This is a genomic window from Anoxybacillus tepidamans PS2, from assembly GCF_000620165.1.
GTDB classification, from domain to species: domain Bacteria; phylum Bacillota; class Bacilli; order Bacillales; family Anoxybacillaceae; genus Anoxybacteroides; species Anoxybacteroides tepidamans_A.
The window spans coordinates 56723-79266 of sequence record NZ_JHVN01000013.1 but is presented as its reverse complement, the minus strand read 5'-3'; the positions used below and the strand labels follow the sequence as shown (position 1 = coordinate 79266).

General features: G+C 43.4%; 21 protein-coding genes. 11 read left to right on the top strand and 10 right to left on the bottom strand.

The window, feature by feature from the left end; genetic code table 11:
- Positions 1-18 precede the first annotated feature (18 nt).
- On the bottom strand, positions 19-1017 hold the full coding sequence (locus N667_RS0111530) for a Gfo/Idh/MocA family protein (protein ID WP_027409720.1): 999 nt from the start codon (positions 1015-1017) through the stop codon (positions 19-21).
- Between the two features lie 972 nt (positions 1018-1989).
- On the opposite strand from N667_RS0111530, the gene katA reads away from it, so the two are divergent.
- Positions 1990-3459, top strand: coding sequence for a catalase KatA (katA, locus tag N667_RS0111525; RefSeq protein ID WP_027409719.1), 1470 nt, complete (start codon positions 1990-1992; stop codon positions 3457-3459).
- 46 nt (positions 3460-3505) lie between these two features.
- Here the strand turns inward: katA and N667_RS0111520 are convergent, their stop codons facing one another.
- A complete protein-coding gene (locus N667_RS0111520) occupies positions 3506-4945 on the bottom strand; it encodes an aldehyde dehydrogenase family protein (RefSeq protein ID WP_027409718.1) in 1440 nt (479 codons plus the stop codon).
- 741 nt (positions 4946-5686) lie between these two features.
- Between N667_RS0111520 and N667_RS0111515 the strand changes: the two genes are divergently transcribed.
- Both N667_RS0111515 and N667_RS0111510 read left to right on the top strand, forming a co-directional pair.
- Complete coding sequence (locus N667_RS0111515) at positions 5687-6985, top strand: globin-coupled sensor protein (protein WP_027409717.1); 1299 nt, start codon at positions 5687-5689, stop codon at positions 6983-6985.
- Positions 6986-7381: 396 nt separating this feature from the next.
- Positions 7382-7735 carry a hypothetical protein gene (locus N667_RS0111510; protein ID WP_027409716.1) on the top strand — a complete coding sequence of 118 codons (354 nt, stop codon included), beginning with the start codon at positions 7382-7384 and terminating at the stop codon, positions 7733-7735.
- Positions 7736-7843: 108 nt separating this feature from the next.
- Here N667_RS0111510 and N667_RS0111505 read toward each other — a convergent pair whose 3' ends face one another.
- On the bottom strand, positions 7844-8089 hold the full coding sequence (locus N667_RS0111505; RefSeq protein ID WP_027409715.1) for a DUF1450 domain-containing protein: 246 nt from the start codon (positions 8087-8089) through the stop codon (positions 7844-7846).
- Between the two features lie 186 nt (positions 8090-8275).
- On the opposite strand from N667_RS0111505, the gene N667_RS0111500 reads away from it, so the two are divergent.
- The 6 genes from N667_RS0111500 (at position 8276) to N667_RS0111475 (ending at position 13564) form a co-directional block, all read left to right on the top strand.
- Positions 8276-9004 (top strand): amino acid ABC transporter ATP-binding protein, encoded by a 729-nt coding sequence (locus tag N667_RS0111500; RefSeq protein WP_027409714.1) that lies wholly within the window; start codon positions 8276-8278, stop codon positions 9002-9004.
- Between the two features lie 26 nt (positions 9005-9030).
- A complete protein-coding gene (locus N667_RS0111495) occupies positions 9031-9897 on the top strand; it encodes an ABC transporter substrate-binding protein (protein WP_027409713.1) in 867 nt (288 codons plus the stop codon).
- A 68-nt stretch (positions 9898-9965) separates the two neighbouring features.
- Entirely contained in the window at positions 9966-10619 is a 654-nt protein-coding gene (locus tag N667_RS0111490) for an amino acid ABC transporter permease (RefSeq protein WP_027409712.1), read from the top strand.
- Between the two features lie 16 nt (positions 10620-10635).
- Positions 10636-11283, top strand: a complete 648-nt coding sequence (locus N667_RS0111485) for an amino acid ABC transporter permease (RefSeq protein ID WP_027409711.1) — start codon at positions 10636-10638, stop codon at positions 11281-11283.
- A gap of 92 nt (positions 11284-11375) precedes the next feature.
- On the top strand, positions 11376-12635 hold the full coding sequence (locus N667_RS0111480; protein ID WP_027409710.1) for a sensor histidine kinase: 1260 nt from the start codon (positions 11376-11378) through the stop codon (positions 12633-12635).
- Complete coding sequence (locus N667_RS0111475; RefSeq protein WP_027409709.1) at positions 12635-13564, top strand: response regulator; 930 nt, start codon at positions 12635-12637, stop codon at positions 13562-13564. Before N667_RS0111480 ends, N667_RS0111475 begins: the two co-directional genes overlap by 1 nt.
- Positions 13565-13638: 74 nt before the next feature.
- Here the strand turns inward: N667_RS0111475 and N667_RS0111470 are convergent, their stop codons facing one another.
- The 4 genes from N667_RS0111470 to kynU all read right to left on the bottom strand — a co-directional run bounded on the left by N667_RS0111470 (position 13639) and on the right by kynU (position 17220).
- Entirely contained in the window at positions 13639-14268 is a 630-nt protein-coding gene (locus N667_RS0111470) for a LysE family translocator (RefSeq protein WP_409978186.1), read from the bottom strand.
- A gap of 89 nt (positions 14269-14357) precedes the next feature.
- Positions 14358-15209 carry a tryptophan 2,3-dioxygenase gene (gene kynA / locus N667_RS0111465; RefSeq protein ID WP_027409707.1) on the bottom strand — a complete coding sequence of 284 codons (852 nt, stop codon included), beginning with the start codon at positions 15207-15209 and terminating at the stop codon, positions 14358-14360.
- A gap of 104 nt (positions 15210-15313) precedes the next feature.
- The gene (kynB, locus tag N667_RS0111460; protein ID WP_027409706.1) at positions 15314-15946 is read right to left on the bottom strand and encodes an arylformamidase; all 633 of its coding nucleotides are present in this window, start codon (positions 15944-15946) and stop codon (positions 15314-15316) included.
- Complete coding sequence (gene kynU, locus N667_RS0111455; protein ID WP_409978185.1) at positions 15946-17220, bottom strand: kynureninase; 1275 nt, start codon at positions 17218-17220, stop codon at positions 15946-15948. Before kynU ends, kynB begins: the two co-directional genes overlap by 1 nt.
- Before the next feature lie 125 nt (positions 17221-17345).
- Between kynU and N667_RS0111450 the strand changes: the two genes are divergently transcribed.
- Positions 17346-17951, top strand: coding sequence for a TetR/AcrR family transcriptional regulator (locus N667_RS0111450; RefSeq protein ID WP_027409704.1), 606 nt, complete (start codon positions 17346-17348; stop codon positions 17949-17951).
- A 23-nt stretch (positions 17952-17974) separates the two neighbouring features.
- The gene (locus N667_RS0111445) at positions 17975-18688 is read left to right on the top strand and encodes an NAD-dependent deacylase (RefSeq protein ID WP_027409703.1); all 714 of its coding nucleotides are present in this window, start codon (positions 17975-17977) and stop codon (positions 18686-18688) included.
- 46 nt (positions 18689-18734) lie between these two features.
- Here the strand turns inward: N667_RS0111445 and N667_RS0111440 are convergent, their stop codons facing one another.
- The 3 genes from N667_RS0111440 to N667_RS0111425 form a co-directional block, all read right to left on the bottom strand.
- A complete protein-coding gene (locus N667_RS0111440; protein ID WP_027409702.1) occupies positions 18735-19226 on the bottom strand; it encodes a hypothetical protein in 492 nt (163 codons plus the stop codon).
- A 412-nt stretch (positions 19227-19638) separates the two neighbouring features.
- A complete protein-coding gene (locus tag N667_RS0111430; RefSeq protein WP_027409700.1) occupies positions 19639-20991 on the bottom strand; it encodes an aspartate aminotransferase family protein in 1353 nt (450 codons plus the stop codon).
- Positions 20992-21015: 24 nt separating this feature from the next.
- Positions 21016-22482: a CoA-acylating methylmalonate-semialdehyde dehydrogenase gene (locus N667_RS0111425; RefSeq protein WP_027409699.1), complete on the bottom strand. Its 1467-nt coding sequence runs from the start codon at positions 22480-22482 to the stop codon at positions 21016-21018.
- Between the last annotated feature and the right edge of the window lie 62 nt (positions 22483-22544).

Genomic DNA, 22544 nt, shown 5'->3' with positions numbered 1-22544 from the left:
TCCCTACCGAGAAAACCTCTATATCAACGCAGCTTTCTTCCCTGTTTCAGACGATAAACGGCACGCATCTAGCACTCTAGCCTGTTGGATCATTGCTTGATTGGAGTAACTAGGCTCTTTTCCTTCTAAAATGCAGTCAGAGATATGTTCGATTTCTAGGACATATTGGTCGCCGACAACGACTTCTTCACGAACTTTGCCAGACTCGGTTTGAACTATAATGAGCCCCTCTCCATCATGTAAATCAGGTCGATATGCACGCGGCACTGTCAGTTTTCCCTTTGTGCCAACGATTTCATATTCATTACGCCAAACCGATTCAAAACTACAATCAAATAAAGCATGGACACCATTCTCCATTTTCATCCATCCGCTTGTCGTCAAATCGACCAAATGTTGTTCGTCATAGTTGGAATGAACGGCTAGCTCAACCGGTTCCGCATTTAATATATGGCGAATGGAATGAATGCAATAACAGCCGATATCAAACAAACTCCCACCACCGAGCTCTGCGTTCATTCGAATGTTATTTTCGCGTTCATGAAGATAAAATGAAAAACCAACCCGCATCGTTTTTACCTCTCCTATTTCCCCAGAAGCGAGGATGTCTTTCACCCTTTGATGCTGCGGATGGAATTGATACATGAACGCTTCCATAAAAATAACTTGGTGCTTCTCACAAGCTTCCACCATTTTTCTTACATCGCCTTCACATAACGCAGCCGGTTTTTCGCAAAGAACATGCTTTTTATGCTCGGCGGCTTTCATTGTCCATTCAGCATGGAGACTATTTGGAAGCGGAATATACACAGCATCGATAGCAGGATCGTTCAGCAAAGCGTCATAGCTGTTATAAGCTTTCGGAATCCCGATCTGCTGCGCTACTTCATGCGCCTTCCCACTTCCGCTTGCAATCGCCACCACTTCCGCTTTTCGAGAACGTTGAATCGCAGGAATCAGCGTTTCTCTCGCAATCGCCGCCGTACTTAAAATGCCCCAACGAACTTTCTCCTGCATTTCTTAATCAATCCTCCTTTAGCTTCATCGCATCGAATGCAATTAATAAACAAAGGCAAAGCTAAATATCTAGGCAAAACAATAGTTTCATAAGAAAAGGTTAGGTTTTTCACCTATCTCCTTCACGACGAATCACCAACCTCATCTAGATTTAAAATTCTGATAAATTCTAAACATTTTTAGCATTTAATGTATAAAATTATAATATTAAAAACTTTGTTTGTTCAATAAACAAACAAAAAATATATAAAAACTTTAGGGACGTTTTTTATAAAAATTACGCTGTGTAATATATCCGCAACTATATTCAATAACCGTTCAACGACTGATGCCCCCTTGTACATGCCTTGATTCCCTATATACCTCCTTAAATATAGGGACATTCACACACTCATTCACGCGGTCGAGCCCCTGCACCCCAAAATACAAAACACTATAGATTAATAAATTCATCGCTTTTTCATACACATTAGTATGAAATCCAAGGAGGATTCGATATAGGGGTTCTCAACCAATAATCACCGAGGTAAGTACCTCTTAGAAATATAAAGAAAATAACCATCTCTATTTTTCTGCTCTATTACGATTCTGGTCTATACTGAAATGCTAGTTAATATCATTGTTAAATAGACCTACATTGCTGAATTTTTATTGCTCCTTCTTTTTTAGATTAGCCCTCAAAGTCTTGCAACGAACTTTAGGATACATCATTACAATCTCTTCTGACCGTGCTTAACTCCTTGAGGTTTGACAATGCTAGCTTGGGGAAATTGACAAGAAGTTCTTTACATACTTTCCGTAAATTCATTCTTTATAATACTAAATTTGATAACTACTTAAGTTTATAGAAAACATGTAAATTTTATTACTCAACATTATTATAAAAAATATTTATTTAAAATAATTATAAAAATATATTGATTTTTATTTTAAAATATATATCATTTAAATTAACAAATATTTTAAGAGGTGATGTCCATGACAAAAAAATTAACGACAAGCTGGGGAGCTCCTGTAGGAGATAACCAAAACTCTATAACCGCTGGCGCGCCGGGCCCGACGCTGATTCAAGATGTCCATCTTCTCGAGAAGCTCGCGCATTTCAATCGTGAACGCATTCCAGAGCGCGTTGTTCACGCAAAAGGGGCCGGAGCGCACGGGTATTTTGAAGTAACCCAAGATATGTCCGCTTACACAAAAGCGAAAGTCTTCAACGGCATTGGCAAACGCACGCCCGTATTCGTCCGCTTTTCTACCGTAGCCGGTGAACTTGGCTCAGCGGATACCGTTCGCGATCCGCGCGGTTTTGCGGTCAAATTTTATACGGAAGAGGGAAATTACGACTTAGTAGGAAATAATACGCCGATTTTCTTTATTCGCGATGCGATTAAATTTCCAGATTTTATTCACACGCAAAAACGCGACCCGCGCACGCATTTAAAAAATCCGACCGCGGTTTGGGATTTTTGGTCTTTATCGCCTGAATCGTTGCACCAAGTAACATACTTGATGGGCGATCGCGGCATTCCGGCTACATATCGCCACATGAACGGCTACGGTAGCCATACGTTCAAATGGGTGAATAAAGATGGGGATGCTGTTTGGGTGAAATATCACTTTAAGACGAATCAAGGCGTGAAAAATATGACATCAGAAGTAGCCGCCAAAATCGCCGGGGAAAATCCAGACTATCATACGGAAGATCTATTTAATGCGATTGAAAACGGCGACTATCCATCGTGGACATTGTATGTACAAATCATGCCGTTAGAAGATGCAAAAACATATCGTTTCGATCCGTTCGATGTCACAAAAGTATGGTCCCATAAAGATTATCCGCTCATCGAAGTCGGACGGATGGTCTTAAACCGCAATCCAGAAAACTATTTCGCTGAGGTGGAACAGGCGACGTTTTCTCCTGGCAATTTAGTGCCGGGCATCGAGCCTTCTCCGGACAAAATGCTGCAGGCGCGTCTTTTTGCTTACTCGGATGCCCATCGTTACCGCGTTGGCGTCAACCACCATTTATTGCCGATCAACCGGCCGCGCATGGAGGTCAACAATTATCAACGCGACGGTTTTATGCGCTTTGACGGCAATGGTGGCCGATCCGTCTATTATGAGCCAAACAGCTTCGATGGCCCGGTCGAAACGCCAGAACATAAAACAACGCCGTTTCCTGTATCGGGTGTAGCCGAAAGCGTTCCATATGACCGTGATGACCATTATACACAAGCCGGCGACTTGTATCGCTTGATGAGCGAAGAAGAAAAAGAACGTCTCATTCGAAATATTGTCGAATCGATGAAACCCGTCACAAAAGAAGACATTAAAATCCGGCAAATTCGCCATTTTTACAAAGCCGATCCAGATTACGGCCGGCGCGTTGCCGAAGGACTTGGCATCACTCTTAAGAAAGAAGATTTAGCTGAAAAAGCATAATACGAAAAAAAGACGGTGTCCCTTTTTGGAACACCGTTTCTCTTCATTACCGGTTCCGATTAAAGATCACAAGCTTTAGTTCGGTCATTTCCTCCACCGCATAGCGAATTCCTTCACGGCCGAATCCACTTTCTTTCACGCCACCGTAAGGCATATGGTCAACGCGGAATGTCGGAATATCGTTAATTAACACGCCGCCGACATGAAGTTTTTCCGCTGCTTCCCACGCAACATGTACATTATCGGTATAAATTCCAGCCTGCAATCCATAACGTGAGTCATTAACCAATTCGATCGCTTCGTCAATGGAAGACACTTTATTAATTAACACGATCGGGGCAAAGACTTCTTGGCACGATACTTTCATCGTCGGCGCTGTCTCTAAAATGACCGTCGGCAATAAAATGTTCCCTTGTCTTTTCCCGCCAAGCGCGACGACGGCGCCGCCTTGCTTCGCCTCCTCGATCCACGCGAGCGAGCGCTCCACATCCTTTTCAGAAATCAATGCCGAAACATCTGTTGCCGGGTCGAGCGGATCCCCCACTTTTAACTGCCCTGCTGCAACAGTAAATTTTTCAACAAATTCCTCATAACGCTTTTCATGGACGTAAATGCGCTGAAGCGAAATGCACACTTGTCCTTGGAATGAAAACGCTCCCGTCACGCAGCGCGGAACGATGCGATCAACGTCTACTTGTTCGTCAATAATGACCGCCGAATTGGAGCCAAGTTCCAGCGTGACCCGTTTAAGTCCCGCTTTGTTGCGGATGCCGATGCCGACTTCCGGGCTGCCGGTAAACGTCACCATGCTCACGCGCGGATCGGCCACAATTTGATCGCCGACAGTTTTTCCGCTTCCAGTCACGACGTTCAATGCTCCTTTTGGCAGCCCGGCTTGTTCAAACAATTCGGCGATAAAGTAAGCGGAAAGCGGCGTTTGGCTGGCCGGTTTCAAGACGACCGTATTTCCGGACGCGATCGCTGGCCCTAGTTTGTGTGCCACTAAATTCATCGGGAAATTAAATGGCGTAATCGCCCCCACCACTCCGATTGGTTCTCTCACTGTCAACGCGATACGGTTTTCTCCGCCTGGCGCCGCATCGAGAGGAAGCGTTTCTCCATAGATGCGTTTGGCTTCTTCAGCAGCAAATTTATATGTTTGAATCGTACGAGCGACTTCTGCTTTCGCTGTTGTAATGGGCTTAGCCGCCTCTAACGCGATAATCCGCGCCGCTTCCTCCGCGCGCTCTTGAAGCAGCGACACAACTTTTTCCAAAATGGCCGCCCGTTCATGTGCCGGCATTTTCGCCATTATCCGCCTTGCTTCATAGGCAGCCGCAATCGCCCGTTCTACATCTTCCCGAGCGGCCGCTGGAATTTCTGCCAATACTTCGCCGGAATACGGCGATCGCAATACCGTATACGATTTCGCCTCTAGCCATTCCCCGTTAATATACAGCTTTTTTTTCTCTACAGCCGTTTTCATTACTTTTTTCATCCTTTCCTTTTTCCTATTTTTTTGCACATACTGAGACGACTTGCCAATGCCCGCTGCGTCACCATCAAACTTTCTCTAACTCCTCTTCCACAGCCGTCAAAAGCGCCCACAGCTGAATGCGCTTACTACAAATCCCAGCAACTGGGCTATTCACATTGACGACATGTTCGTGCGATTGCTGCTTTTATTCTTTATTCGGCTCTTGTGCCGCAAACTCCTTCATAAATGCTATCATGACATCGCCTTTAGCCTGAGTGTTGAAAGTGTTCTATGTAGCTTTTTGGGATTTTTCTATCGAACGATTTCTATCGTTACTGCTACAACGCAGTCCAAAAAACAAGGGCCTCTTCCACTTAAAATATCATATGAAACATAGCTAACAAGTATGATATCGCCGACATTTGCAGGCTAATGAACCCCTCTCACCTAACACTTCCTTTAGAGACGGGAGACTTCTTGATGGAGATGATGAACCTCTCCCACCTACACTCCGTTTAGAAGTGGGAGACTTCTCGGTAGATATGTTAAATGTACTAATCTGCCACCAAATAGTATGGTAGAGCCGATTTAGCTTTTCTTCATCTGTTCCTCTTTCAAGAAGTTGATATAGTACTTTACGGCTAAAATCGAGAAGGGAAAATGATTACTTATTCCCTTTTTTTATGATATTTGATAATATATTTTTACTATTTTGATATTTATTATGCTAACAAGAGGAGCGAGACACAAATGAACTTTTCATTTTTCACAAGAAAAAAGGAACATTCCTCTACAATCATTAACACACATATTCCAGACTCACCCGTTCGCCTGCAAAACCCCACGATTAACAAGCAAATTGAAATGATTGAGCTAACAGAGCGGGATTTAGCATTGTTAAAAACATTAAAGCCTTTTATAGAAGAAAAAATTGATTGGATTGTCACTCGTTTTTACGACACACTGCAAAAAGAACCATCTTTGCTTACGATCATTCAACAGCACAGCTCCGTCGAGCGGTTAAAACAAACACTTAAAGTTCATGTCATCGAAATGTTCAGCGGAAAAATTGATGATGAATTCATTGCCAAGCGCGCACGCATTGCCGTTGTCCATTTGCGAATCGGCCTGTTGCCTAAATGGTATATGTGTGCTTTTCAACAGTTGTTGCTATCGATTCTTGAAGTCATTGCACCGCATATTCATGATCCGCAAACACTGATAGACGCCACTAAATCGGTGACCAAGATTTTGAGCTTCGAACAGCAGCTTGTGCTAGAGGAATATGAAAAAGCGAATGAGCAAAATCGTCTTCAGTTAGAACAATTAAAAAATGGAATAAAAGAAGAATTGCAAGCGATGGTGCACGAACTTTCAACGGTATCAGGGGAAGTCAGTTCTTCCGCTAATAAGTTAACAAATCAAGCGAAGGACATTTTGCAATTCGCCGAAGAAGCTTCCATGATTGCAAACGCGAGCGAACAACAATCGCTTGAAGGGCAGGAAAAACTGCAACGTCAACAGGAGACCATTCATAATATTCAACAAATGATGAAAAAGATTCAAACCGAAGTGCATAGTTTACAACAATCGACCGCTAAAATCGAAAATATTAACAGTCTTGTCACCGCTATCGCCGACCAAACAAATATGTTGTCGCTTAATGCTTCTATTGAAGCGGCGCGTGCTGGAGAACATGGAAAAGGGTTTGCAGTCGTTGCTAATGAAGTGCGCAATCTTGCTTCTCAAACGAAACAATCGGTCGCTGGAGTAGCGGAAATTTTGAATGAGTTAAATACAAAAGTAAACACCATTTCCCAGTCGTTACAATCGATGGTTTCATTAGTTGCGGAAGGTACTGAAGATATGCAAAAAATTAATGAGTTTTTTGATGTATTTGCGCTATCTTTAAAACAAATCCGCCAACAAAACAAACGCATTGACGGGGAAATGAAGCAATACGTTCATGTCGTTTCCGAAATTAGCAAATCGATATCAAATGTAGCCGCATCGGCTGAACAGCTAGAGAAAGTGGCATATGATTTGTAACTTCCGGCTTCAAACAAACTGAAATGGAGCCGTCGAACATGTATGTAGAGTGAAAAACGCCCCCTTGCTTGAGCATCTCAATCGAGCAAGGGGCTTTTCTTTTTGTTGACACAATGTACAATATCATTACAAATAGAGTGGTTTCATCGCGTTTGACGGCCGGAACGCAAACAGGCCTCTTTATTCTCTAGGTAGTCCTTTCTTCTGCTTTTTCCTTTTTTATTACAAATTGCAATGCTTATCTTTTGTTTTTCCCTAATCCCATCATTTTTACAACTGATTGCCCAATGCAACATCTATCTTTAATCAGTCATTCTTTTCCATGCATTATTTCGTTTCGTTAACACACATTAATAATTGTTCAACACCATTTTTGGAAAAAGAGGAGTGTAAAAAATGAACTTTTTACGTCTACTTAATCTCGGGCGCAATCAAAAGATGTGGGGACAGTTGTTGCGTCTAACAGGTCGTCGGCGAAATAATGGTGGAATGATTTGGGCAATCGTTAGTTTCGGTCTAGGAGCGGCTGTGACTGCTCTTTTAAACATGAGAAGACAACGCGCCTCTCGATACGCACTAAATCGCCCGTTTCGCCGCGCCATGAGCACAATTAACAGCTTCATGGGTCGTCGAATGAGAAGACCGAGCCTAGCAGCTGTAGAGATTTCCCAAGAAATTGCTACAAAGCCTGAAAATGTACAACAAGCCGAAAACACCCAAAATATAACAAATGAAAATCGTCCATCATAAATCTCCTTGCTCTCTTACCACCAATCCAAAAACCTCCCGCCTCTTACATGCAGGTGGGAGTTATAGCTAAAAAATGCTCTCCGTTATAAAACAACAGCCAATATCCCTCTACTTAGCACGAAATCTCCTCCAATCTTCAACCAAACGCTCATTCATTTCATTATACAATTCATCGACAGTCAAACACTTGACCATCTCTTTATCAATAAGCACAAACGGACAACTTTTACATGTTTTGCAATTTCCTAAACAATCTTTTCGTTTAATTTTGACATTTTTATAAGTGCCCTTTAGAAACAAGTATAACTTTTTCGTTTCAAACTTATTTTTTTTGCAAAAACAAATCTTTTTCATCATCAAAAGAAACCTCTCTACCCTTCTTAATGATAAGAATTATCATTCTCACCTTTATACTAACAAAAATTATCACATAATCAACAGAAAAAGTTTTGTTTTTTTCGTTGTTTTTTGTAGATTCTCGTAGTCTGGATTTTACAATTTATTCAGAAAATAAACAAAAGAAAGAAAGGAGGGAAATGATTGATTTATTTTCGGCAAGTCAACAAACATTATGGCAATTTTCATGTTCTGAAAGATATTAACCTCTCTATCGAGCAAGGCGAGGTCGTTGTCATTATCGGTCCATCAGGCTCAGGAAAAAGTACATTAGTCCGCTGCATTAACCGCCTCGAAACGATTACAAGCGGCGAATTAATCGTTGACAACGTCAAAGTTAACGATAAGGACACAGACATCAACAAACTGCGCCGCAACATCGGCATGGTATTTCAACATTTCAACTTGTATCCGCATAAAACGGTGCTGCAAAATATTACGCTCGCTCCGATCAAAGTGCTAGGAATACCCGAGAACGAAGCAAAAGAGACAGCCATGTATTATTTAGAAAAAGTCGGTATTCCCGATAAAGCTCATTCCTACCCTTCCGAGCTGTCAGGCGGCCAACAGCAGCGCGTTGCCATTGCTCGCGGCCTCGCAATGAAACCGAAAATCATGCTGTTTGATGAGCCGACATCGGCGCTTGATCCAGAAACGATCGGCGAAGTGCTCGACGTCATGAAAACGCTTGCAAAAGAAGGAATGACGATGGTTGTTGTAACGCATGAAATGGGGTTTGCCCGCGAAGTGGCGGACCGCATCGTGTTTATGGATCAAGGAAAAATCCTTGAAGAAGCGCCGCCAGAAGACTTTTTCGCCAACCCGCGCGAAGAACGGGCACGCTTGTTTCTCAGTCGTATCCTTAGCCATTGATAATGTTATAAAAGGGGGAGATTTGATTGAAAAGAAAAAATATGTGGAAAAAAATAATCTCATTCGGACTTATCGCTTTGCTGAGCGTGTTTGCATTAACGGGCTGTACGAGCAGCGAGACGACAACAGCCAACAAGGAAGGCGATGCCAAACAGTCAGAAGGACAAGCATCAGAAAGTACGTTAGACAAAATTAAAAAAAGAGGCAAGCTCGTTGTAGGTGTTAAATATGATTTAAATCTTTTCGGCTTAAAAAATCCGCAAACTGGCGAGGTTGAAGGATTTGACATTGATATCGCTAAAGGGCTTGCCAAAAAAATTCTTGGGGACGAGAACAAAATCGAGTTGAAGGAAGTTACATCGAAAACTCGCATTCCGATGTTAAACAATGGCGAGATTGACGCGATTATTGCTACGATGACGATCACAGAAGAGCGGAAAAAAGAAGTCGATTTCTCCGACGTTTATTTCATGGCTGGACAATCATTGCTTGTTAAAAAAGACAGCAAGATTAACAGCGTAAAAGATGTGAATAAAAAAGGCATTACCGTTTTAACGGCAAAAGGTTCGACTTCCGCGCAAAACATTCGCGCGAAAGCCCCTGAAGCGACGGTTTTAGAGTTTGAAAACTATGCCGAAGCGTTTACTGCTTTAAAAGCTGGGCAAGGTGACGCCCTCACAACAGACAACGCTCTTCTCTTTGGTATGGCAAAACAAGACCCGAACTTCCGCGTCGTCGATGAAACATTTTCGGAAGAGCCTTATGGAATTGCCGTGCGAAAAGGCGATAAAGAATTGCTTAACGTCATTAACGAATATTTGAAAGAAATTAAGGCTAATGGCGAGTATGATAAAATCTACGAAAAATGGATCGGTGAAAAACCGAAACAATAACGGTATTCATAGATGAGCGGATCATATGCCGCTCATCTGCTCTTCTCAAGCGCAAGGGAGGTGCTGCAATGCTTAATTACTCAATTTTGATCGACCATTGGGATATGTATATGCAAGGATTTTCTAATACATTGAAATCGAGTTTGCTTGCTTTAGTCGGGAGCTTAGTAGCTGGAACGATCATTGCCATTTTCCGCATCGCACCGATACGTCCATTAAATTGGATTGGAGCGATATACGTCGAATTTATTCGGAATATACCACTTATTCTAATTGTCTTTGTATTTTTTGTTGGATTGCCTGCTATCGGCATTCGTCTGGATCCATTTACAGCCGGAACCCTCGGACTCACCGTTTACACAGCCGCTTTTATCGCGGAGGCGATCCGCGCCGGCATTCTCTCCGTTCCAAAAGGGCAAATGGAGGCGGCACGATCATCAGGTCTGACATATTTACAGGCGATGTGGCACATTATTTTGCCGCAAGCTATTAAAATCGTGATCCCGCCACTGGGCAATCAATTTATCAATCTTGTGAAAAACTCCTCTGTTCTAGGCGTGATCGCAGGGCTTGATTTGATGTATTTCGGGGATTTAATCTCTTCCGAAACGTTTGTTACATTTGATGTTTACATATTCGTGGCCATGCTTTATCTCGTGTTAACGATTCCGCTCAGCTTAGGCGTCGGCGCACTCGAACGCCGCTTAGCGAGAAGCCGATAAAAAGGAGGGATGGAAAATGGATTTCAGCGGCGCGTACTCTCCTGCTCATTTGAAATTTTTGCTTGAAGGATTTTTAGTAACGCTTGAAGTAGCTTTTATATCGATTATATTAAGCTTTGCGGTTGGCATCGTTATTGGGACGTTGCGCTACGGACGAATTCCCGTCGTCTCCCACATTCTTGCTGTTGGTGTAGAAACAATACGAAATCTTCCATTATTGCTCATCATTTTTTTTACTTATTTTGCTCTGCCTGAGGTTGGATTCAAACTTGATAAACTATACGCCGCTATCTTAGCTCTTGTCATTTTCGAATCGGCGATGTTATCCGAAATTGTGCGCAGTGGTCTTAATTCTATTGAAAAAGGACAAATTGAAGCGGCCCGGTCATCAGGGCTTACCTATGTGCAAACATTATGGCATATTATACTGCCTCAAGCTTTGCGGCGCATGGTTCCACCTATTGTCGGACAGTTTATTTCTCTTTTAAAGGATACTTCACTAGCAGTTGTGATTGCTTTGCCGGAATTAATGAATCATGCCCAAATTATTAATGGCCGAAATGTAAACTACGTCATCCCTATTTTCTTATTAGTTGCCATGATGTATTTTATCGTTAACTACTCATTATCTCTCGTTTCTAGAAAACTAGAACATAAACACTAACATCAGAAAAAATCCCTATATTTCCTTAATCTCCGTTTCCTGTATAATAGGAAATGGGGATTGTTATTTTCGGACAAACAGAGGGGTAAACAATGCGAGAACGAATTTTAATGTTGTTCATCCTCATATTCGCTACTGCCTTCCTTGGGGAAATGAAGGTAAACCCTTTTGAAAGTTCTTTTCGCTTCTCCTTAGGAAGCGCTGTCTTCTTTTTCGGACTCATTTGGCTTCGCCCTATTCCTCTTCTGCTTACAGGTTTTTGCGCAGGGCTGTTCATTACGGGATTTAGAACAACGATTGACGTATTAGCAGGACATAGATTATGGCTTGAAAGTTTCATGATGCACTTACCGGCTGGTATTTATTATATTAGTTTTGCTTTATTTGTACATATAACGAAATTTCGCCAATATATGGACCGACCCATTCATGTCGGACTTCTTGGGGCGTCTATTGATTTCGCATGTAATATCATCGAACTGTTTATCCGACAACTTCTTGGAGAGCCATTTATCATCACACACCAAACAATGTTGATGCTGCTTTTGTTCGCTATTTTGCGAAGTTTCTGCGTCGTCGGATTATATAATATTTTAACGATTCAGCAAACGCGAACGCTGGAAGAAGCGCGCAGACAAGAATTGGAGCGGCTCGTCATGATCAATACAAGCCTTTATGAAGAAGCATTCTATTTACGCAAATCAATGAGCCATCTCGAAGAAATTACAAGGAAAAGTTACGAACTTTACACACAGCTGTTGGAAGCAGGAAAAGTAGAACCAAGCACTGCTCTTTATATCGCCGAACATGTGCACGAAGTAAAAAAAGACACCCAACGCATTTTAGCTGGCTTATCCGATCTCATCACTCAGGAACAGCTCCTCCCTATCAATGAACTTTGTCGTATGGTTGTTTGTGCCAATCAAAAATATGCAGAACTTTTAGGAAAATCTATTTCTTTCTATGAAAAATGCGACATTGATCTCCCAACAAGCCATGTATATGCCCTTCTTTCCGTATTAAACAATTTGGTGGCAAATGCGGTCGAAGCGGTTTCATGTTCAGGTTGGATCCGTCTTTACGTGCAGATCGAACATGACACACTCGTTTTTTATGTAACCGATTCGGGTCCGGGAATCCCTGAGGAGGATCGCGATTGGGTATTTCGTCCAGGATTCACGACAAAGTACGACGAAAACGGCAATCCCTCTACCGGAATCGGCTTAACACACGCAAAAGAGATTGTTCACAGCCTGAACGGACATATTGAATTAACAACGGATAAACGCGGATATACGCAATTTCAAATCAACATTCCATATCAATCATTATTTCGAAAGGAGGAAATGTAATGTCCTTGCGCTGTTTCCTCATTGAAGACGATCCTGTTGTGCGAAAAATGCTTGAAAGAATCATTATAGAAAGTGGAATTGGCGAAGTAGTAGGGGAAGCTGATGACGGCATGCATGTATCACCTGATCAGCTATATTCCGTCGATGTTGTTCTAATCGATTTGCTCATGCCGGGCCTTGACGGCATCCAAACGATGAAAAAGTTAAAAGCGCAAGGATTTTCCGGCCCGTTTATTATGATTTCGCAAGTAGAAAACAAAGAAATGGTTGGCCAAGCCTATCTCCATGGCATTGACACATATATTCATAAGCCGATCAACCGCTACGAAGTCGTTTCAGTATTAAAGCGGGTCGCCGAGTATCTTTCTGTTACATCTTCTCTTGATTCTATCCGCCGCTTGCTACATATGTTGGAAAAAAATAAGCATAGCGGCGTCAACTGCCCGCTATCGCACCATTCTATTGGCTATGAAAAAACAAGTTTTGAACAGAAAGTGCAGCATCTTCTTCTTATCTTGGGCATTGCAGGCGAAGCGGGCGCATCTGATTTGCTTCATATTATGCAGTGGCTTGCCGAGCAAGAGCGAAAAGGACAAACGATCCATGACTTGCCCCACTTAAAAGAACTATATATAAGCGTGCTGCGACATACGCACAACATCGGTAATGAACAGGCGCTGCAAAAGGAAATGCGCGCGATGGAACAACGAATTCGCCGCATGGTGTTCCAAGCTTTTACCCATCTATCTTCACTAGGCTTAACCGATTACACGAACCCTACTTTTGAGCATTTTGCCCCTCGTTTATTTGATTTTGAAGAAATCCGCCTGCGCATGCAAGAACTTGAATCCGCCGAAAAAACAACCAAATGCCGTACGAATGTAAAAAAATTTTTAACCGCTTTTTATATGGAAGTGAAAGGAGCATAATCACATGCTCCTTTTTTATGTTTTGTTTACATAATATTTATATGGTAATTTAATGGGTTATTGGAGCCGCTCCATTACTTTTTGCTAAACGCGATTTGTACGGCAATCAATCCGAGCAACATCCCTTTAATCAAATGAATCCGCTTAGCAATAAGTTGATTTGTCAGTAACACATTCCGCAGCTTTTCGGCAAAAATGCTGACTACAGTAAAAATTACTAAAGCTTGAACAAGAAAAATAATGCCGAGAATGAACATCTGTAATGGAACGTGCCCAAGTGACGAGTTTACGAATTGCGGCAACAGCGCTAAAAAGAATAATGACACTTTCGGATTTAACAAGTTCATAACAATTCCTTTTTTGTATAATGCTTTATACTCCAAAGTTTTTTGGTTTCCTAGAGTCAACCCTTCCCCGCTTTCTTTCAACGATTGCCACGCTAAGTACAATAAATAAGCAGCCCCCGCATACTTCACGATTGCAAACGCTAAAGCTGATTGATAAATAAGCGCTGAGACCCCAAGCGTAGCCGCAGCGATATGGACGATTAAACCTGAGCAAAGGCCAAGCGCCGTAGCAATTCCCGCCTTCCTATTTTGTGAAAGACTTTGAGCGATGACAAACAAAATGTCCGGTCCCGGCATGAGCGTCAGTAAAATGGCCACTCCTAAAAACGACATCATCAAGGCAATATCCACATACATCCCCCTTTATCTTTTTGAATTAAAAACCGCCCTCGCTTTTGATGATAGTGCAAAGACGAGAGCGGTTCAACATTTTAATTTACATTATTTTATAATTTTGTTCTAATATTCCACAATTCAGGAAAAAAGCGATGATCAAGCACTTTCTTTAAATACGCCACTCCTGATGATCCGCCTGTTCCCGTCTTATGGCCGATAATGCGTTCGACCGTTTTCATATGACGGAAACGCCATTGTTGAAGCCAATCTTCGATATCAATTAGTTTTTCCGCTAACTGATATAATTCCCAATATTGATCAACATTTTTGTACACGGCAAGCCATGCCGCTTCCACTGTCGGGTCCTCTTTGTATGGCTCTGAATAGTCGCGGTTTAACAGTGCCGGATTAATTGGAAACCCAGCGCGAGCGAGCGCTTTTAACGCCACGTCGTAAATGCTTGGAGAATAAAGCGCCTCTTTGAGCTCTTCATATAACTCCGGATCTTTCTCGTAAATTTTCAAAATATAATCCGTTTTATAGCCGAGCGCAAATTCAATCATGCGATATTGGTACGACTGAAATCCGGACGCTTGCCCTAATTTATCGCGAAACTCCATATATTCAGATGGAGTTAACGTCGACAATACATCCCAAGCATGAATAATTTGCGATTGAATTTTTGAAACTCTCGCTAACATTTTAAAAGCCGGGTCCATTTCGTTCCGCTCGATCGCTTGAATCGCTGCCCTTATCTCATGAAGAATGAGCTTCATCCATAGCTCGCTTACTTGATGGATGATAATAAATAACATTTCATCATGGTGATCGGACAGGCGCTTTTGGCTCGATAGAAGCGCATTCAGCTGCAAATAATCCCCATAGGTCATTTTATTTAAAAAATCGGTATGAATGCCTTTTTCCGAGGCAAATTTTTGATTGCGTTCTGAATTGTTCGTCATTTAAATCCCCTCCAAACATCATGTTGCATAAGTCCATACAAGCTTGTTCTATCGCCTCTTGCTGATGGGCACTTCGTATGCATGCTTAGTCAGCAAAATAGAAATCATTGAGCTAAAGGCTTGATGACAGCGCGCACCGGGCTTCCGTCGGCGTCTTTGAGCGGAAGCGGAAGCGCAATCAGCTCATAGTCGCCGCACTCAACATGATCGAGCATCAAATTTTCTAAAATATGCACACCGCTTTTTGCAAGCGAGTGATGCGTCGCTAACTCTTTGCTGTCAAGCGGATCAACCGATGGCATGTCGACTCCGAGCAACACAATCCCCTTTTCTTTGAGAAACGGGCCTAGGTCGGGCGCGAGTGTCGGAATCGCCTCCGGAAACCTCTCGGGGCGATTCGGCAGGCTCGTCTTTAGCAAGAGACGGCAAACGCCGGAAAGATCGAACGTTTGCAATACCTCGCTGTTAATCGTTTCAAACGATGACACATCGATCATGCGCGCTGGGCCGATAAACACATCAAGCGGTAAATCGATAATTTTCACACCTTCATTATCGAAATGAAACGGAGCATCGACATGTGTTCCGATATGAACGCTTGTCGTGATTTTTCCGATATTGACAGAGCCTGTTTGCGCTTTGGTGAACGATACTTCATACGTAAACGGCGTATCTCCCGGCCAATGAGCAATCGCGTTCGAAAGCGGTTGTGAAATGTCGATCCAAGCTGCTTTCATCACGCTACCACTCCCCGTTCATTATCAAATTTTTTATGCCGCTCCTCTTTCATAATTTGCTTTAAAATTTGCACCGTTTTCCATACATCTTCGTATGTGTTATACAGAGCGACCGGCGCCAAACGGATGCCGTTCGGTTTGCGGAAATCAGGAATAATTCCTTCCGCCTTGAGTGCTTTGCAAATTCGAGCCGCCTCTGGATGCTCTAAATATACATGTCCGCCTCGATGCTCATCATTTCGCGGGTTTCCGATCGTAAAGCCATAGTCGGCTAATTCGTGTTCAATCAACTCCATCATATATTGAGTGAGCTGCAAAGATTTTTTTCGAATCTTCTCCATTCCCACCTCACAAAACAGCGAAAGGGAACCGATCAAAGGTGCGGTGCTTAAAATATGCGGCGTCCCGATTTGGAAGGCGCCTGCGTGCGTTTCAGGCGTTAAATCAAGCTCCATGTCAAATTGCTTTTCTTTTTTCGAACTGAACCACCCGCTCAACCCAGGCTCACGCCCCAAATGTTTTTCATTCACATATAAAGCAGCGACGCTTCCCGGTCCGCCGTTTAAATATTTATAATTGCACCAAAACGCAAAATCCACATCCCAGTCGTGAAGCTGATGCGGAATCGCTCCGACCGAGTGGCATAAATCAAATCCGATCATAATGCCGCGCTTATGCGCTTCTTCCGTGAGCGTTTTCATATTTAGCAGCTGCCCGCTGCGATAAAGAACACTTGGCAACACAATAAGGGCAATCTCATCCGTCATCGCTTCAATAATATCCGCTTCCTCAATCGTCCGCCCGTCCCGGCTTTTAACGAGCACTAAATACTCTTTCGGGTCATACCCTTTTAATTTCAATTGGCTTTCGAGCGCATAAATGTCCGATGGGAACGTGAGCTCATCGGCTAAAATTTTTGTCCGTCCGTTCGCTGGCTTGTAAAAGGTAGCGACTAATTGATGAAGATTTACTGTCGTCGAGCCGGTGACAATGACTTCTTCCGCCTTGCAGCCGACGATTTGCGCCATCATTTCTCCAAGTGACTCGGACATATAAAACCATGGGTGTTTTCCATTGGTCCAGCCATCAATCCCGTACGACTTCCATGAATCCAAAATTTCTAAAAGCGACCGTTCGGCACGTTGCGAAAGCAATCCAAGAGAGTTGCCGTCAAGATAAATGGTTCCTTCTTGGATATAAAATTCGTTTCGATACGCGGCCAACTCGTCCAATTGATCAAGCTGAAGCGCATATTCCCGTGAATGTCGAAGCATCTCCTTCATCTCCCCGTGACCTTATTTACATTTGAATTTTCTATATTTTTAGTTAAAATATATAGGTAAGTTGACACAATGTCAATGACATATTGTCACCAATCCGAAGAAAGGACGGCAAAGCGATGAAAAAACTTTCTTCAAGGCAGCTGCAAGCGCAGCAAACAAGGCAAAAAATTATCGACGCGTCCTACGACGTGTTTTTGCAAAACGGATTTCAAAAAACGACGATTACGCAAATTATCCAGAAGGCCCATATCGGCTACGGAACCGCGTATGTATATTTTAAAAACAAGGATGAGATTTTTATTGAAATTATGGAAAACGTGATGAAAAAATTTTATGAAGTGGCGGAAATCCCGTTCTCCCCCCAGACAAAAGAAGAAGCGCGCCAACTTATCGAACATCAAGTCCGGCTTTTTTTGCAATTGGCGATACAAGAACAGCAGATGCTGCAAATCATGAAAGAAGCCATCGGCATATCGGCGGTCGTCGAGAAAAAATGGAAAGCGATTCGCGAACAATTCATCAACCGCATCGCCAAAGATGTCGCCTATTCACAAACAAAAGGCTTAGCTAGGCCATATTTGCAGCCAAATTTGGTCGCACGGGGTTGGTTTTACGCCAACGAAATGTATATGTGGGAGCTGACCGAACAGGATGTCCCTTTTTCGTTGGATGAGGCGGTCTATCATTTAACGGAAATGTATACAAACGGCGTATATTGCTAATAAACGAAAAGAAGGTGAATGATATGTCTCTATCAGAATGGTTGCGCGCATCAAAGCGCACAGTTGTATTAACAGGAGCAGGAATGTCAACGGAAAGCGGCCTGCCTGATTTCCGCTCGGCGAAGACGGGGCTATGGCAACACAAAAATCCAGAGCGTCTCGCAAGCACGCATGCGCTTCAATACCACCGCGACGATTTTATTGCCTTTTACCAATACCGCATTCGCACGCTTCGGGAATGCGAGCCGCACACGGGACATCATATCCTTGCGCGATGGGAAGAGCGCGGTCTCATCGACAGCGTGATTACGCAAAACGTCGACGGATTTCATCAGCAAGCCGGCAGCCGACACGTCATCGAGCTTCACGGTTCGCTTCGGACGGTCCGCTGCGCGCGCTGTGATCAATCTTATGAAAGCGATGCTTATCTTACTGATACCTTTTACTGCTCGTGCGGCGGCTTTTTACGCCCCTCCGTCGTTCTGTTTGGCGAAGCGCTGCCAGCGGATGCGGTAGAACAAGCATGGCGTGCCGCCCAGCAAGCTGAACTGTTCATCGTGCTCGGTTCTTCCTTGCAAGTATCGCCCGCCAACCAGCTGCCGCTCATCGCCAAACGAAACGGAGCGAAACTCATCATCGTCAACATGGAACCGACCGAATTGGACGAATGGGCGGATCTTGTCATCCAAAACCGAAAAATCGGCGACGTATTGGCGGAGGCGGATCAAGAAATGTAAAATAAAGTGAGAACTCCTCATATAATGGAGTCCTCACTTTCGTCATTTAGAATGTAAACCCATAATCTCTAAGCATATTTTTCGTATGATTGATATTTGTCTGTACAATCTGGTCGAGATCATTCACATCATTCGATTGTATGGCATTTTTTAATGCGTTCAATTCTTGCAATCTTTCATCTAAAAATGCTTGAAACTTTTCCTCGCTATCAAATTCATCTCTATGTTTTTCTGTTAGTGCATCTGTTTTTTGTTTTATATATGCCTCAACTACCATTAGTGCCTGTGAATAATTTCCATATCTTAAATTAATATATAACTTATTATCGTTAAGAAAGTCCTCTTCACCATATTTTTTCATTTCAAGCTCTTCTTCAAATATTAAAAAGTTTTTTTCTGTTTGTACAAACTCAAAAATCGGCAATATTTCCTTTTTAAACTGATAAATGCATTTTTCTAGCTCATCTCTTATACTTTGAAAACTAAGAGGATTGTATTGGAAATACATACCATCATCATAATCTAAAAAATCATACAATCTATAATTTCCCTCTTTCAAGAGACTCTTGTCATTTTCTCTTGAAAAGGGAAAAATGCCAATATTCAATGTAAAATCGATTGGTGATCTTTTGAAAATATTTACCGTTTGTATAATTTCTTCGTTGATTACTCTGATTAAATAATGAACCCTTCATTTTAAAACCTAAAGGCACCAATATTTCCTTAAACATTTCTTTATAAAGTTTCGTTAGATTAGCAGTTAATTTCAATATAATCCACCTCTTCACTTAATGATAGTTCAGGGACTCTTTTGGGGGCAAGAGCTATCACCGTGATTCATGGCAATGAACTATATCTCGCTTTATAGCAATCATGCCGTTTACCGATAAAAAAAACACAAGACCCATTCATACGAATGAGTCCTGTGTGGATACACAATGCTTCATATACTACTTTATTTCTGCAAGCGCCGCCGTTAATGTTTGAACTAAAAAGGCAACATCTTCGCTTTCAATGGTCAAAGGAGGCGACAATGTTAACACGTTATTAAAGCCGGCGACCGTCGTTCCGTTTTTGCCGATGAGCAGCCCTTTTTCTTTGCACGCTCCAATTACTTGATTGACAAGCGACACATCAAGCGGTTCTTTTGTGCTTCGGTTAGCCACTAATTCAATGCCGATGAGCAATCCTTTGCCGCGAACATCACCGACATAAGGATGGTCTTGCAATTTATTTTTAAGTTCATTTAATAATTGTTCGCCAACGTCGCGAGAACGGTCGAACAATTTTTCCTTCTCCATAATCTCAATGTTTTTCAAAGCGAGTGCACATGCGGCCGGGCTGCCGCCAAATGTATTGACATGGCGGAAGTAATCATATTCCTCCGTGCCTTTGAACGCCTCATAAATTTCTTTTCGGACAGCCGTCGCTGACAGCGGCAAGTAGGCGCTTGTAATGCCTTTGGCCATCGTGATGATATCTGGCTTCACTCCGTAATGCATAAAGCCAAACGGTTTGCCCGTGCGGCCGAAACCGCAAATAACTTCATCGACAATCAAGAGCGCCCCATGCTTTTCGCACACTTCTTTCACCGCTTTCATATAGCCATCCGGCGGAATGAGAATGCCTCCGCCTGTAATGATCGGCTCCATAATGACCGCGGCAATCGTTTCGCTTAATTCCCATGTCATGACTTGGTCAATCGCCTTCACCGATTTCAACTCGCGCGGATTGGTGGCCGTTTCTTCATCGCGATAACTGTCAGGAGGCGCGACATGGATAAATCCCGTCGCGAGCGGCTCGTATTTATATTTCCGCTGCGCCTGCCCTGTCGCGGCGAGTGCTCCCATTGAATTTCCGTGATATGCCCGATAGCGGGAAATAATTTTATAACGGCTATGTTCGCCTCTTTGCTGGTGATACTGCCTTGCGATTTTAAACGCCGTTTCGTTCGCCTCTGAGCCGCTGTTCGAAAAGAAAATGACATATTCATCTCCGAGAAGCTCGTTCAGCTTCTCGCCGAGTTCGACGGCGGCCGTATGGCTTTGCGTGAGCGGGAAATAGGCGAGCTTCTTTAACTGTTCATAAGCCGCTTCCGCCAGTTCTTCCCGTCCATATCCGACGTTGACGCACCAAAGGCCGGCCATAGCGTCCAAATATTTTTTGCCCGTATGGTCCGTTACCCAGCATCCTTTCGCCTCCGCGGCGATCAATGTCGCCTCCGGGTTGTACGGTTTCATCGAATGCCATATATATTGCGCATCTTTTGCCGTCAGCTGTTGGCTTTGATCTATTTGCACCATCGCATTCCCTTCTTTCTTTTTAATTTAGAAATCAAATCGAGACGTAATCATTTTTTTGCGCGTATAGAAATTCACACCGTCTTTGCCGTTAACATGTAAATCGCCGTAAAACGAATCTTTCCAACCGGAAAACGGGAAAAACGCCATCGTTGCCGGCACGCCGACGTTAATGCCTAGCATGCCCGCATCCGCTTCTTCGCGGAACTTCCGCACGGCTTTTGCGTCTTTTGTATAAATCGTCGCCCCGTTTCCGTACCGCGACTTGCGAATATACTCAAGCGCTTCGTCTAAATCAACAGCGCGAAGCAAGCTTAGCACAGGCGCAAAAATTTCTTCTTTCGCAATCGTCATATCCGGCGTCACATGGTCAAAAATCGTCGGACCGAGGAAATTCCCTTCCGGCATTTCCGCCATTTCTTTTCGACCGTCGCGAATGAGAACGGCCCCTTCTTCGATGCCTTTTTCGATATAGCCTAACACTTTTTCGCGATGCGACTGGCGGATGACAGGAGTAAGCAATACGTCTTCATCCATTCCATTGCCGATCGCCAGTTCATCCGCCTTTTTCTTTAATAATTGGACAAACGGCTCGTTATCACCGACAACGACAACGGCACTGCACGCCATACAACGCTGGCCGGCGCTGCCAAACGCCGAACTGATAACGTGCTGTACTGCCAACTCAATATCAGCATCCGGCATGATGATATGGTGGTTTTTCGCTCCCGAAAGTGCCTGTACGCGTTTTCCTTTGGCAGCCGCCCGCTCATAGACGTATTTCGCCACCGGCTGGGAACCGACAAATGAAATCGCTTTAATATCTTCATGATCAATTAGCGCATTGACGACATCGTGTGCACCATGCACCACATTCAACACTCCAGCAGGCGCTCCTGCTTGCGTAAACAGTTCAGCCAATTTATTCGCCAAAATCGGCGTGCGCTCCGAAGGCTTTAACACAAACGTATTGCCGCATGCGATCGCCAACGGAAACATCCAAAGCGGCACCATCATTGGGAAATTAAATGGTGTGATCCCGCCGACCACTCCGAGAGGATATCGGAACATCTCCGAGTCGATCTCTTCAGCAATTCCCGCAAGCGATTCCCCCATCATTAAAGTAGGCGCTCCTGCAGCAAATTCGACACATTCGATTCCCCGCTGAATTTCGCCGTATGCTTCCTTATATGCTTTTCCATTTTCTTGAACGACGAGCTTTGCCAACTCTTCATGATGCTCATTCAATAAATGGTGAAACTTAAACATAATCCGTGCCCGTTTTGGCACCGGGATGTGTTTCCATGTTGCGAACGCTTCTTTCGCCGCTTGTACCGCTCTTTCTACATCCTCTTTCGTAGAAATGGGAACTCTCGCCAGCACTTCCCCGGTTGCCGGGTTCGGAACTTCTAGCGTTTCTGCGCCGCTTGATTCCACCCACTCTCCGTTAATAAAATTTTTTAAAACGGTCGTTTCATTTTTCGTTACGGCCATCTCGATCCCCCTCATTTGCGATGTACTCCCATTATCCCGCAAGTTACTAAAGCGTTCATTAG